Genomic DNA, 12,412 nt, shown 5'->3' with positions numbered 1-12,412 from the left:
CCGACGTGGAGTCAGCACCGGTTCGGACAGTGCTTCGATGGGGCCGTTCGGGTCCGGATATGAGCCCGGTGGAGAGGCTGACACACCGAACGGCACCCCCCGGAGTGAGGGCGGGATAAGCGACCGACATAATGTCGGTCGTGGCGACAGCAACGACAGTAGAAACCGGGCACGCGCACCCGTCGGTCAATCGGCCGAACCTCACCAGCGTCGGAACCATCATCTGGTTGAGTTCCGAGCTGATGTTCTTCGCGGCCCTCTTCGCGATGTACTTCACCCTGCGATCGGTGACGGGTGCCGAGTTCTGGAAAGCTCAGGCGGACACGCTGAACTTCCCGTTCTCGGCGACGAACACCACGATCCTGGTGCTCTCCTCCCTCACGTGCCAGCTCGGCGTCTTCGCCGCGGAGCGCGGCGACGTGAAGAAGCTACGCACCTGGTTCGTGATCACCTTCGTGATGGGTGCGATCTTCATCGGCGGCCAGGTGTTCGAGTACACGGAGCTGGTCAAGCACGAGGGCCTCTCGCTCTCGTCCGACCCGTACGGCTCTGTGTTCTACCTGACCACCGGCTTCCACGGTCTGCATGTGACGGGCGGCCTGATCGCCTTCCTGCTGGTCCTCGGCCGGACTTACGCGGCCAGGAGATTCACCCACGAACAGGCCACCGCGGCCATCGTCGTGTCCTACTACTGGCACTTCGTCGATGTCGTCTGGATCGGCCTCTTCGCCACGATCTACATGATCAAGTAATCGGGCTCGCACCCGACACACATCCAGCAAGCACCGACGCAGAAGATCCTGACACCGGGGTAATCCGTGAAAAAGCTCTCCGCACGACGACGCCATCCGCTGGCGGCGGTCGTCGTTCTACTCCTCGCGCTGGCGGCCACTGGGGGGCTGTACGCCGCGTTCGCGCCCGCTGGCAAGGCGCAGGCCGACGAGACCGCCCAGTCCCTCGCCATCGAGGAGGGCCAGAAGCTGTACTCCGTCGGCTGCGCAAGCTGCCACGGCACTGGGGGTGAGGGCTCGACCGACGGCCCGAGCCTGGTGGGAGTCGGCTCCGCTGCCGTGGACTTCCAGGTCAGCACGGGCCGTATGCCGGCCCAGCAGCCCGGCGCGCAGGTGCCGAAGAAGCCGAACATCTACACCCAGGCGCAGATCGACCAGCTCGCCGCGTACATCGCTTCCCTCGGCGCGGGCCCCATCACGCCGACCGAGGAGCAGTACGACCCCAAGGGCGCCAACGTCGCCCGCGGCGGGGACCTCTTCCGCAACAACTGCGCGCAGTGCCACAACTTCACCGGCGAGGGCGGCGCGCTTACGGACGGCAAGTACGCCCCCAACCTGCACGACGTGTCGCCGAAGCACATCTACGAGGCCATGCTCACCGGCCCGCAGAACATGCCTGCCTTCCCCGACACGACGCTGCCGGAGCAGGAGAAGAAGGACATCATCGCGTACCTCCAGGCCGTCAACAGCTCGGAGGCCGAGAGCCCCGGTGGTCTCAAGCTGGGCGGCCTCGGGCCCGTCAGCGAGGGCCTGTTCGGCTGGATCTTCGGTCTGGGCTCGCTTATCGCAGTCGCCGTCTGGGTCGCGGCCCACACCGCTAAGGCCAAGAACTCATGAGTAGCAAAGAGATGCCAGAAGAGAACCTGCCGAGCGAGCGGGGCGCCGCGCACGGCGCGGTAGCGGTCGCGGACGACCCGTTCGCCGACCCGGGGCTGCCGCCCCACAAGCCGCGTATCCAGGACATCGACGAGCGGGCCGCCAAGCGCTCCGAGCGCACGGTCGCGCTTCTGTTCACGGTGTCCATGCTGGCCACGATCGGGTTCATCGCGTCCTACGTGATCTTCCCGGTCGACCGGATCGTGTACATCTTCCCGTTCGGGCACGTGAGCGCGCTCAACTTCTTCCTGGGCGTGACCCTGGGCGTGGCGCTCTTCTGCATCGGCGCGGGCGCGGTCCACTGGGCCCGCACCCTGATGTCCGATGTCGAGGTCGCCGACGAACGGCACCCGATCGAGGCCCCGCCCGAGGTGCGGGCCAAGGTCATGGCGGACTTCGCGGCGGGCGCCGAGGAATCCGGCCTGGGCCGCCGCAAGCTCATCCGCAACACGATGTTCGGTGCGCTGGCGATGCTGCCGCTGTCCGCCGTGATGCTGATGCGCGACCTGGGCCCGCTGCCCGAGGACAAGCTCCGCCACACGCTCTGGGCCAAGGGCAAGCTGCTCATCAACCAGAACACGATGGAGCCGCTGCGTCCCGAGGACGTGACCGTCGGCTCGCTGACCTTCGCCATGCCCGAGGGCCTGGAGGAGGACGCGCACGACTTCCAGACGCAGATCGCCAAGGCCGCCCTGATGATCGTCCGTATCCAGCCGGAGGACATCAAGGACAAGCAGGAACTCGAGTGGTCCCACGAGGGAATCGTGGCCTACTCCAAGATCTGCACCCACGTCGGCTGCCCGGTCAGCCTGTACGAGCAGCAGACCCATCACGTGCTCTGCCCGTGCCACCAGTCCACCTTCGACCTCTCCGACGGCGCCCGCGTCATCTTCGGCCCGGCCGGTCACGCCCTCCCGCAGCTGCGGATCGGCGTGAATGACGAAGGCTTCCTCGAAGCGCTCGGCGACTTCGAAGAGCCCGTCGGTCCTTCCTTCTGGGAGCGCGGATGAGCACTGCGACAGACACCAAGCGCAAAGCGCCCGCGGGCGAGCGAGTCGCCGACTGGGCGGACGGCCGGCTCGGCATCTACGGCCTGGCCAAGGCCAACATGCGCAAGATCTTCCCGGACCACTGGTCCTTCATGCTCGGTGAGATCGCGCTCTACAGCTTCATCATCATCATCCTCACGGGTGTGTACCTGACGCTGTTCTTCCACCCGAGCATGAACGAGGTCGAGTACCACGGCTCGTACGTGCCGATGCAGGGCATCCGGATGTCCGAGGCGTACGCCTCGACGCTGGACATCAGTTTCGACGTCCGCGGTGGTCTGCTGATCCGGCAGCTCCACCACTGGGGCGCGCTGATCTTCCTCGCGGCGATGATGGTGCACATGATGCGCGTCTTCTTCACGGGCGCGTTCCGCAAGCCGCGCGAGGTCAACTGGGTCTTCGGCTTCCTGCTGCTGGTGCTCGGCATGTTCACCGGCTTCACCGGCTACTCGCTCCCGGACGACCTGCTCTCCGGTACGGGTGTCCGCTTCATGGAGGGCGCGCTCCTGTCGATGCCGGTCGTCGGCACGTACCTGTCGTTCTTCCTCTTCGGCGGCGAGTTCCCCGGCGGCGACTTCGTCGCCCGGTTCTACTCGATCCACATCCTGCTGCTGCCCGGCATCATGATGGGCCTGCTGGTGGCCCACCTGATCCTGGTCTTCTACCACAAGCACACGCAGTTCGCGGGTCCCGGCCGGACCAACAAGAACGTCGTCGGCATGCCGCTGCTGCCCGTCTACATGGCCAAGGCCGGAGGCTTCTTCTTCCTGGTCTTCGGTGTTCTCTCGGTCATCTCGGCGATCGCCACGATCAACCCGATCTGGGTGCTCGGACCGTACCGTCCGGACCATGTGTCCACCGGCGCCCAGCCCGACTGGTACATGGGCTTCTCCGAGGGCCTGATCCGTGCCATGCCCGGCTGGGAGATCAACTTCTGGGGCCACACGCTCGCCCTGGGCGTGTTCATCCCGCTGATGATCTTCCCGCTGGTCCTGGCCGCGATCGCGGTGTGGCCGTTCGTGGAGTCCTGGGTCACCGGCGACAAGCGCGAGCACCACATCCTGGACCGCCCGCGCAATGCCCCGACCCGTACGGCGTTCGGTGTCGCGTGGCTGACCTGGTACGCGATCCTGCTGATCGCGGGCGGCAACGACATGTTCGCGCAGTTCTTCCACCTGTCGATCAACAACATCACCTGGTTCGCCCGGATCGGCTTCTTCGTCGGCCCGGTCATCGCCTTCGTCATCACCAAGCGGATCTGCCTGGGTCTGCAGCGGCGTGACAAGGAAAAGGTGCTGCACGGCCGCGAGACCGGCATCATCAAGCGCCTGCCGCACGGTGAGTTCGTCGAGGTCCACGAGCCCCTGCCGCAGTCGCAGCTGTACACGCTCACCGCGCACGAGCAGTACAAGCCGGTCGAGGTCGGCCCCACGGTCGACGAGAACGGTGTCGAGCGCAAGGTCAAGGGCCTGCAGAAGCTGCGGGCCAAGCTGAGCAAGGGCTTCTACGGCGAGGACAGCCAGTACGAGAAGGTGACGGCAGAGGAGTACAAGGAGATCAACAGCGGCCACGGCCACCACTGATCCCACCTGACCGCTCGTGGCGGTCGCCACGGCTGGAGCCCCGTCCGATCACCGGACGGGGCTCTTTGCCGTAACCGGCGCTGGATAGGGTGGAGGCACCTCTATTCGGCTGTGGACCCCAGGAGCGGACCATGAACGTTGTGACCCCGGCAGGCGGCGACAGCGTGGCGGCCCGCAGCTGGCCGGGCGTGCTCGACGCGCTCCTCAGCAACACCGATGTGACCGCCGACGACACTGCCTGGGCGATGGACCGCATCATGCGCGGAGAGGCCACCGACGCCCAGATCGCCGGCTTCGCGGTGGCCCTGCGGGCCAAGGGGGAGACGGTCGCGGAGATCAACGGACTCGTACGTACGATGTACGAGCACGCCAATCTGATCGAGGTACCCGGCCGGACGGTCGACATCGTCGGGACCGGAGGGGACGGCGCGAAGACCGTCAACATCTCCACCATGTCGGCCGTCGTGGTCGCCGGTACCGGAGCGAAGGTCGTGAAGCACGGCAACCGCGCCGCGTCGTCGGCCAGCGGCGCGTCGGACGTGCTGGAGAAGCTCGGCGTCAATCTGGAACTGACGCCGCAACGGGTGGCCGAGGTCGCCGGCGAAGCGGGCATCACCTTCTGCTTCGCCGTGAAGTTCCATCCGGCGCTGCGTCATGTCGCGGCCGCACGCCGCGAGTTGGGGATTCGCACCACCTTCAACTTCCTCGGTCCGCTCACCAACCCGGCCCGGGTGCGCGCGCAGGCGACCGGAGTCGCGGACGTCAGGATGGCGCCCATCGTCGCGGGTGTCCTCGCGGAGCGCGGTTCCTCCGCGCTCGTCTTCCGCGGTGACGACGGCCTCGACGAGTTGACCACCACGGCCACCTCCCGGGTGTGGGTGGTGCGGGACGGCGAGGTCCGCGAAGAGGCCTTCGACCCGCGTGACGTGGGGATCGAGCTGGTGCCCGTGGAGGCGCTGCGCGGCGCCGACGCCTCGTACAACGCCGATGTCGCCCGGAGGCTTCTCGGCGGCGAGACCGGACCGGTGCGGGACGCGGTGCTGCTGAACGCGGCGGCGGCTCTGGTGGCGCTCGACCCCGGACCCGGCTCCTTGAACGACCAGATCGCGGCCGGGATCGCCAAGGCCGCCGAGTCCATCGATTCGGGCGCGGCCCTGCGCACGCTCGAGCGCTGGGTGGCAGCCAGTAACTCGTAGCGGCGAGTGTGTGAGCGCGAGGGCGGGGTCCGAGTCCGCGAGCTGGGCGGTCTCAGGAAGTGGACTCCGCCTTGCGCCTCGAAGATCATGTGGCAAGATGCTGCACAGGTCATGAGTGACAGCGTTCAGGCCCCGGCTTGCTGTCCGGCAACCCTCCGTCCGTGGCGGGGTGCCCCGGGTGAAGACCAGGTCGTAGGCAGTGAGGTCTACGGCAAGCGCGGACCCCTCGAACCGCCAGGGGTCCTGGTCCTTTGAGGGAGCTGTCTCGTGAGCAAGCGAATGCGATAGGGCTTTCCGCCCCACTTCCGCACACCTCTTTTTCCTTCCTGCATGCAGCCCTTCGTGCGGCCGTGCAGTGATCTCGCCTGCGTTTCACGGGAGTTCGCCATGTCTGTCTGCACCACTGTCGCCGAGCAGCTGATTTGCCCCGGTTCGTCGGAACCGCTGCCCGTTCTGGGCCGCGACGTCACCGTTCCGCTCGTCACGGGGGGCGAGGTCCCCTACGCGGCTCTCGACTACGCCGCCAGCGCCCCGGCCCTCCAGCGCGTGTGGGACGACGTGGCCGCGTACGCCCCGTACTACGGCAGCGTGCACCGGGGCGCCGGCTACCTCTCGCAGCTGTCGACCGACCTCTTCGAGAGCAGCCGCGCCGTCGTCGCGGAGTTCCTCGGCTGCCGTGCGGACGACCAGGTCGTCTTCACCCGGTCGACCACCGACTCGCTCAACCTGCTCGCCGGGGCGATCCCGGCCGGCTGCCAGGTTTTCGTCTTCGAGACCGAGCACCACGCTTCCCTCCTTCCGTGGCGCGGCGCCCGGGTGAACTACCTCAACGCGCCCCGCACGCGGGCCGAGGCAGTCGGGACACTGGAGCGGGCCCTCGCCGACCGTGACCCCTACGGCCCCGCGCTCGTCTGCGTCACGGGCGCCTCGAACGTCACCGGCGAGCTGTGGCCGGTGAAGGAGCTCGCCGCCGCGGCCCACGCTCACGGCGCCCGCATCGTGCTGGACGCCGCGCAGCTCGCACCCCATCACCCGGTGGACATCGCCGAGCTGGACGTCGACTGGGTCGCCTTCTCCGGGCACAAGCTGTACGCGCCGTTCGGTGCCGGCGTGCTCGCCGGCCGCGCGGACTGGCTGCAAGAGGCCGAGCCGTACCTCGCGGGCGGCGGCGCGAGCCGCACGGTGGCCCGGCGCGCGGACGGCGGGATGGACGTCGAGTGGCACACCACGGCTGCCCGCCACGAGGCCGGCTCGCCCAATGTCATCGGCGTGTACGCGATCGCCTCGGCCTGCAAGGCGCTGGCCGAGGCTGGCTTCGACTCTCTGGTCGCCCGTGAGCAGCGGCTCGTCGCCCGGGTCCGCGAAGGACTGGCCGTGGTATCCCGGGTGAGGGTGCTCTCGCTGTTCGGCGACGACGCCCCGCGGGTCGGTGTCATCTCGTTCGTGGTCGACGGCTGGAACAGCTCGCACTTTGCCGCCGCGCTCTCCGCGGAGTACGGGATCGGCGTCAGGGACGGCCTGTTCTGCGCCCACCCCCTGGTGCGGACCCTGTTGGGCAGCGAGCAGCAGGAGCCGGGCGAGTGCGGGGCCCCCGAGGACGGCCCCGGGGAGCGTTCGCCGAACGCGATCAGGGTCAGCTTCGGCGCGGGTACGCCCGACGAGCACGTGGAGCGTTTCGTCCGGGCCGTGAAGGAACTGGTCGCCGACGGTGCGCAGTGGAACTACCGCACCGAGGACGGCCGTTGCGTCCCGGACCGCGGCGCGGCCCAGGTCTGAGAAACCGCCCGTCCGCCCCGCCCCCGCCTCTCCGGGGGGCGGGGCACTGTTGTCCGGATTCACGCCATTAGGCTGCCGGCCATGACCGATTGGCAGAAGATCCGGGAAGACGACTGCGCCGTTCCCGCCGGCGTCTCCCTGGACGACCTGGTGGACCGGCTGTCCCTCGCCCTGCGTGATCCCGACCCGGAGGTACGGGACGGGGCGCCCTACGGCGTCCTGATGACCTGGATACGGCGCGGGGTCATCGACGCTCCACGGCGGTCCGCTCTGGGGGACGAGATGGCGGCCCGGTTCGCCGATCCGGAGATCCAGGCCCGCACCTTCGCCCCGCTCGTGCTCGACATGATCGTGACGCACGGCGGCTTCAGTCCGGCGTGGGTCGACGCCTTCGCCCGCTGGTACCCGGCGGAGACCGACCTGCGCGGTCACGATCCCGTAGTCGGCTGGCTGCACGCGGTCGCCCATGGCGCCGATCTGCTCGGCCGGTTCGGCCTGTGTCCCGAGGTGGCGCCCACCCGGATGCTCGACCTCGCCGCGGCCCGCCTGCTGGCACGTACCGACCATGTGTTCGCCGAACAGGAGGACGACCGGCTCGCTCAGGCCGTCGCGCTCACCCTCACCCGGCCGGAACTGACCGAAGCCGAGTCGCTCGGCTGGCTGACGCCGGTCCGGCAGGACTTCGCGGCCCTCGGCGGCGGCCCCACCCCGGCCCACGCGTCCAACTCCATGCGGACGCTGCGGATGCTCTACCTGCTTGCCGACCGGGGGGTGCGGACCTCCGCCGGGGCGGAGCCCGCCGAGCTGGTCCACCGTGAAGCCCTCAAGGAAGGGCTCGCGGATGTGCTCCAGGTGGTCTTCCAGCACGCATAGGGGCCGGAGGCCCCGGCCGGGAACCCTACGCGTCGAGGCCGATGGCGAAGGCAGCTTCCAGGTCGTGCTGGGAGTACGTACGGAACGCGACGTGGGTGTCCGTGGCCTCCACGCCGGGGATCTTGCTGATCCGGCCCGGGATGATGTCCGCGAGGTCGTCGTGCCGGGCCACCCGCACCATGGCGATGAGGTCGTACGTGCCGGTGACGGAGTAGACCTCGCTGACGCTGTCCAGGGCGGCGATCGACTCCGCGATCTCGGGAATGCGGTCCACGCTGGTCTTGATGAGCACGATCGCGGTGATCACGGCTTGCTGTCTCCCTCGGTGGCCGTCGCTGGGCCCCTCACTCTATCCGTACGCCTGTAACGCCCCCAGGCGTAGAGGAAGCCGATCGAGAAGCCGACCAGGTGGGCCAGATAGGCGACCCCCGGCCCGCTGTCGGCTCTCCGGGCCGCCAGCCACTGGACCACGAACCAGAACAGCAGCACGATCCATGCGGGGAGCCGCAGCGGCAGGAAGAAGAGGAAGGGGAACAGGCTGGTGACCCGGGCCCTGGGGAAGAGGTGGAGAAAGCCCCCGAGCACTCCGGAGATCGCGCCGGAAGCTCCCACCAGGGTCTGCTGCGAACCCGTGTTCGCCGCCGCGTACCCGACCAGCGCGAGATAGCCGCAGCCGACGTAGAAAAGAGCGAAGTGCGGCCGTCCCATCCGCTCCTCCGCCATCGCCCCGAAGACGTAGAGAAACAGCATGTTGCCCAGCAGGTGCAGCCAGCTGCCGTGGACGAACAGGGCGGTCATCGGGGTGAGGGCGGCGCGCGCCGTGCCGCTGAACAGCTCGTCCGGGATGACACCCCAGCGCTCGAAGTAGGCACTCTGCGCGGCCGTCAGCTGGTCACCCGTGCCGTACGCGGGATTGAGTCCGGAGACCGGGCTGAGGACGAAGACCAGGCAGCAGGCGCTGATCACGCTGTAGGTCACCAGGGGCCTGCCGGCCGCCCCCCACCGTACGATCATGAACAGAGCATGTCTTAAGGGGACAGACTGGAACAGGGTGCCTCGCCGTGTCTCGCATGGAGGACTGTGCGCCACGTGGGGTACCCGCCAGGCAATAGGGTTACGGGCAGTCCACTCGCAACCTGGAAAGAGGGACGGCACGATGACGGTTCCCCTGCCGACCACCACGACCCGGTGGCGCTGCGCGCTCTGCGGCAACCTCACACGGTTCGACGTCACCAGATCGTCGAAGGTGGTCGAGTACGTACATCTGGACCTGGCCGGAGAGCCGAAGGTCGAAGAACGCGAGGTGGTCAGTGAGACCATCGAGTCGGTGCGCTGCCGGTGGTGCAACGCGGTGGACCAGATCGAACTCGTGGACAGGCCGGGCGCCGGCTCCTGAGCGGAGCCGCCCCGTAGTGACGGTAGGGGTGACAGATTGTGGAGCCAGCAAGCGGCGATGAGCCGGCCCGTGAGGCCGGCGACGCCGCCGAGGTGCTCGACCGCCCGCTGCCGGAGGGCGTGAGGCGCCGGGTCGTCGCGCTGGTCTCGGACGCGTTCGGCGGCCTCACGGTCGCCGAACTCCCGGCGCAGCTGCGCCAGTACGCACGGTTCACCCCCACCAGGCGGGCGAAGTTCGCGGGCAACGCGATGGCCTCGGCCCTGGAGGGCGACACGCTGTTCCGCCAGCGCATCGGCGAGCGGCTGCGGGAGGCCCAGCCGGAGCTGACTGGGGCGCTCGAGTCCGGTGCGCCTCCGGCCGCAGCCGACCCGGTCGACGTGGCGGCGGCCGCCTATGTGCTGCGGCCGCCCGGGTGGGTCAAACTCGTGGCCGCCGCGGGCGAGGAGGCGCAGCGCGCCGACGCCGAGCGGGTGGGCGAGGAGACCCAGCGCGAGCTGGAGCAGCTGCGTGAGGAGCTCGAGCGGGCCCGTGCCCAGACGAGGAACGACACCGAGCGGCTGCGCACCGAGCTGGAGACGGCCCGCAGGGAATCCGATTCGCTTCAACGCAAGCTGCGCAGCGTCCAGAGTGACCTGAAGCGCGGCGAAGCGGCGCTGCGCAAGACGGCCGCCGAGATCGACGGCATCCGGACTGAGGCCGCCGCCCAGGTCGCTGCGGCCGAAAGCGAGAGCCGGCGGCTGAAGGCGCGTCTGGCCGAAGCGGAGTCGGCCGTCGAGGCGAGCCGCCGGGCCGCCCGTGAGGGCCGCAGCGTCGAGGACATGCGGCTGCGGCTCCTGCTCGACACGGTGCTGGAGTCGGCGCAGGGGCTGCGGCGGGAACTGGCCCTGCCGCCCGCGTCCGTACGTCCGGCGGACACGGTGGACGCGGTCGAGCCGGGGCGTATGTCGCCCAAGGACATCGCAGCCCGGGCGTTGTCGGAGACCGACCCCGCGCTGCTCGACCAGCTGCTGGCGCTGCCGCAGGCCCATCTGGTCGTGGACGGCTACAACGTGACCAAGACCGGCTATCCGACGATGCCGCTGGAGAAGCAGCGGCTGCGGCTGCTGGGCGGGCTGTCGATGCTGGCCGCGCAGACGGGTGCCGAGATGACCTGTGTCTTCGACGGGGCCGAGCTGGCGGCGCCGGTGCTGCTCGCGCCGCCACGCGGGGTGCGCGTGCTCTTCTCCAAGCCCGGGGTGACGGCGGACGAACTGATCCGTCAGCTGGTCCGGGCGGAACCGCCGGGCCGGCCCGTCGTGGTGGTCTCGACCGACCGGGAAGTGGCCGACGGAGTGGCCAAGGCAGGGGCGCGTCCGGTTGCGTCCGCCTTGTTGCTGAAGCGGCTTTCGCGCGTCTAGTAACTCCTGGGCGCAATGCCCGAATTAACGGAACGTACCGTCAAGTGGCCATTACTGCCTGTGCGATGTCTGTGAATTATGCGTTCCGCGGCCGAGATTTTTTGCCTGAGGATTTGAAGTGATCACAGGTAGGTCACTAGGGTCAGGCCTCAAACCTTCGTGCGGTTGATCGCCCATCCGGGGTGACGACGAAGGACCCGCCGAGTCAGCGTTGTTCGGCGGCTCGAGGAAGAAGGAGCTCGCCTTCGTGGCGTCCCACCGTCGACCCAAGCAGCCGAGCCGCACGCGTGTGACCGTGCTCACCGCGACCGCGGCCGCCGCCGTGGCCCTCACCTCCCAGGCCGCCCAGGCCGACCCCAAGCCGAGCAAGAGCGAGGTCAAGGCGAAGGTCGACAAGCTCTACGAAGAGGCGGAGAAGGCCACCGAGAAGTACAACGGGGCCAAGGAGCAGCAGGAGAAGCTCGAGAAGCAGGTCGGCGATCTGCAGGACAAGGTCGCCCGTGGTCAGGACGAGCTCAACGCCCTGCGGGACGGCCTCGGTTCGATGGCCACCGCGCAGTACCGCTCCGGCGGCATCGACCCCTCCGTGCAGCTCTTCCTCTCGGCCGACCCGGACGACTACCTCTCCAAGGCCTCCTCGCTCGACCAGTTGAGCTCGAAGCAGGCCGAATCGGTGCAAAAGATTCAGGCGAAGCAGCGCTCGCTCGCCCAGCAGCGCGCCGAGGCGACCGGCAAGCTCAAGGATCTGGCCGAGACGCGCAAGGAACTCGCCTCGAAGAAGAAGGAAGTCCAGGGCAAGCTGGGCCAGGCGCAGCGGCTGCTGAACTCCCTCACCGCCAGTGAGCGCGCCGCGCTCAACGAGGAGGAGAACCGCGCCAACCGCGCCAGCGACCGCGCCGACCTCGGCAACGAGAAGGCGTCTTCGGGTCGCGCCGCCGCCGCGCTGTCCGCCGCCCAGACCCAGCTCGGCAAGCCGTACGTCTCCGGTGCCGAGGGCCCCAACTCCTATGACTGCTCGGGCCTGACCCAGTGGTCCTACGCCCAGGCCGGCGTGAGCATCTCGCGCACCACCTACACCCAGGCCAACGACGGCACCCGAATAGGCCGGAGCGAGCTGCAGCCCGGCGACCTGGTCTTCTTCAGCGGTCTGAGTCACGTCGGCCTCTACGCGGGCAACGGCCAGGTGATCCACGCCCCCAAGCCGGGCACCGTGGTGCGCTACGAGGCCATGGAGTGGGCCGGAAACTTCCAGTTCGGCGTACGTATCTGACGAGGCGCCATAACGCCACCCCCGGTGGCCGCACCGCCCATTCGGGCGATTTCCGGCTCCGCCCACTGACTGTCCGCCCCGCCGGTGACCTGCGTCTCCGGCGGGGCGTCACTGTGTGTACGCGCTGAGGTCTTTGGTCGTCACAGCGTCGCACGGCTACTGTCTGGCCGCGCGGTTCCCGGCAATTCGTCCGCCCACCAGGGCG

General features: G+C 68.8%; 12 protein-coding genes and 1 riboswitch. Of the genes, 10 read left to right on the top strand and 2 right to left on the bottom strand.

Annotation, left to right across the window (positions count from 1 at the left end; all coding sequences use genetic code 11):
* The first annotated feature begins 131 nt into the window (after nucleotides 1-131).
* The 7 genes from AB0M62_RS04585 to AB0M62_RS04555 all read left to right on the top strand — a co-directional run bounded on the left by AB0M62_RS04585 (nucleotide 132) and on the right by AB0M62_RS04555 (nucleotide 8,144).
* Nucleotides 132-752: a heme-copper oxidase subunit III gene (locus AB0M62_RS04585; RefSeq protein ID WP_366072622.1), complete on the top strand. Its 621-nt coding sequence runs from the start codon at nucleotides 132-134 to the stop codon at nucleotides 750-752.
* Between the two features lie 66 nt (nucleotides 753-818).
* The gene (locus AB0M62_RS04580) at nucleotides 819-1,628 is read left to right on the top strand and encodes a c-type cytochrome (RefSeq protein WP_366072621.1); all 810 of its coding nucleotides are present in this window, start codon (nucleotides 819-821) and stop codon (nucleotides 1,626-1,628) included.
* On the top strand, nucleotides 1,625-2,677 hold the full coding sequence (locus AB0M62_RS04575; protein WP_366072619.1) for a Rieske 2Fe-2S domain-containing protein: 1,053 nt from the start codon (nucleotides 1,625-1,627) through the stop codon (nucleotides 2,675-2,677). The genes AB0M62_RS04580 and AB0M62_RS04575 overlap by 4 nt, the downstream gene beginning before the upstream one ends.
* The gene (locus AB0M62_RS04570; RefSeq protein ID WP_366072618.1) at nucleotides 2,674-4,299 is read left to right on the top strand and encodes a ubiquinol-cytochrome c reductase cytochrome b subunit; all 1,626 of its coding nucleotides are present in this window, start codon (nucleotides 2,674-2,676) and stop codon (nucleotides 4,297-4,299) included. The genes AB0M62_RS04575 and AB0M62_RS04570 overlap by 4 nt, the downstream gene beginning before the upstream one ends.
* Before the next feature lie 131 nt (nucleotides 4,300-4,430).
* Complete coding sequence (gene trpD / locus AB0M62_RS04565; RefSeq protein WP_366072617.1) at nucleotides 4,431-5,495, top strand: anthranilate phosphoribosyltransferase; 1,065 nt, start codon at nucleotides 4,431-4,433, stop codon at nucleotides 5,493-5,495.
* Nucleotides 5,496-5,602: 107 nt separating this feature from the next.
* A riboswitch (SAM riboswitch) is annotated at nucleotides 5,603-5,719 on the top strand.
* A 163-nt stretch (nucleotides 5,720-5,882) separates the two neighbouring features.
* Nucleotides 5,883-7,271 carry an aminotransferase class V-fold PLP-dependent enzyme gene (locus AB0M62_RS04560; RefSeq protein ID WP_366072616.1) on the top strand — a complete coding sequence of 463 codons (1,389 nt, stop codon included), beginning with the start codon at nucleotides 5,883-5,885 and terminating at the stop codon, nucleotides 7,269-7,271.
* Nucleotides 7,272-7,352: 81 nt separating this feature from the next.
* Complete coding sequence (locus AB0M62_RS04555; RefSeq protein ID WP_366072615.1) at nucleotides 7,353-8,144, top strand: DUF2785 domain-containing protein; 792 nt, start codon at nucleotides 7,353-7,355, stop codon at nucleotides 8,142-8,144.
* A gap of 25 nt (nucleotides 8,145-8,169) precedes the next feature.
* Here the strand turns inward: AB0M62_RS04555 and AB0M62_RS04550 are convergent, their stop codons facing one another.
* Both AB0M62_RS04550 and AB0M62_RS04545 read right to left on the bottom strand, forming a co-directional pair.
* The gene (locus tag AB0M62_RS04550) at nucleotides 8,170-8,451 is read right to left on the bottom strand and encodes an Lrp/AsnC ligand binding domain-containing protein (protein WP_254370245.1); all 282 of its coding nucleotides are present in this window, start codon (nucleotides 8,449-8,451) and stop codon (nucleotides 8,170-8,172) included.
* Nucleotides 8,448-9,158 (bottom strand): rhomboid family intramembrane serine protease, encoded by a 711-nt coding sequence (locus AB0M62_RS04545; RefSeq protein WP_366072614.1) that lies wholly within the window; start codon nucleotides 9,156-9,158, stop codon nucleotides 8,448-8,450. Before AB0M62_RS04545 ends, AB0M62_RS04550 begins: the two co-directional genes overlap by 4 nt.
* Before the next feature lie 142 nt (nucleotides 9,159-9,300).
* On the opposite strand from AB0M62_RS04545, the gene AB0M62_RS04540 reads away from it, so the two are divergent.
* The 3 genes from AB0M62_RS04540 to AB0M62_RS04530 all read left to right on the top strand — a co-directional run bounded on the left by AB0M62_RS04540 (nucleotide 9,301) and on the right by AB0M62_RS04530 (nucleotide 12,207).
* Nucleotides 9,301-9,540: a hypothetical protein gene (locus AB0M62_RS04540; RefSeq protein ID WP_366072613.1), complete on the top strand. Its 240-nt coding sequence runs from the start codon at nucleotides 9,301-9,303 to the stop codon at nucleotides 9,538-9,540.
* A 35-nt stretch (nucleotides 9,541-9,575) separates the two neighbouring features.
* Entirely contained in the window at nucleotides 9,576-10,937 is a 1,362-nt protein-coding gene (locus AB0M62_RS04535) for an NYN domain-containing protein (RefSeq protein ID WP_366072692.1), read from the top strand.
* A gap of 247 nt (nucleotides 10,938-11,184) precedes the next feature.
* On the top strand, nucleotides 11,185-12,207 hold the full coding sequence (locus tag AB0M62_RS04530) for an NlpC/P60 family protein (protein WP_366072612.1): 1,023 nt from the start codon (nucleotides 11,185-11,187) through the stop codon (nucleotides 12,205-12,207).
* Nucleotides 12,208-12,412 lie beyond the last annotated feature (205 nt).

This window comes from Streptomyces sp. NPDC051219 (assembly GCF_040682335.1).
In the GTDB taxonomy this organism is placed as follows: domain Bacteria; phylum Actinomycetota; class Actinomycetes; order Streptomycetales; family Streptomycetaceae; genus Streptomyces.
The sequence above is the reverse complement of the archived record's forward strand: the minus strand, read 5'-3'. Positions and strand labels throughout refer to the sequence as shown.

Bases quoted from the DNA above. Each gene is read 5' to 3' on its own strand.
- AB0M62_RS04585 (WP_366072622.1), top strand. From the start codon at position 132: ATGTCGGTCGTGGCGACAGCAACGACAGTAGAAACCGGGCACGCGCAC.
- AB0M62_RS04560 (WP_366072616.1), top strand. From the start codon at position 5,883: ATGTCTGTCTGCACCACTGTCGCCGAGCAGCTGATTTGCCCCGGTTCG.
- AB0M62_RS04575 (WP_366072619.1), top strand. From the start codon at position 1,625: ATGAGTAGCAAAGAGATGCCAGAAGAGAACCTGCCGAGCGAGCGGGGC.
- AB0M62_RS04545 (WP_366072614.1), bottom strand. From the start codon at position 9,158: ATGATCGTACGGTGGGGGGCGGCCGGCAGGCCCCTGGTGACCTACAGC.
- trpD (WP_366072617.1), top strand. From the start codon at position 4,431: ATGAACGTTGTGACCCCGGCAGGCGGCGACAGCGTGGCGGCCCGCAGC.
- AB0M62_RS04540 (WP_366072613.1), top strand. From the start codon at position 9,301: ATGACGGTTCCCCTGCCGACCACCACGACCCGGTGGCGCTGCGCGCTC.
- AB0M62_RS04555 (WP_366072615.1), top strand. From the start codon at position 7,353: ATGACCGATTGGCAGAAGATCCGGGAAGACGACTGCGCCGTTCCCGCC.
- AB0M62_RS04570 (WP_366072618.1), top strand. From the start codon at position 2,674: ATGAGCACTGCGACAGACACCAAGCGCAAAGCGCCCGCGGGCGAGCGA.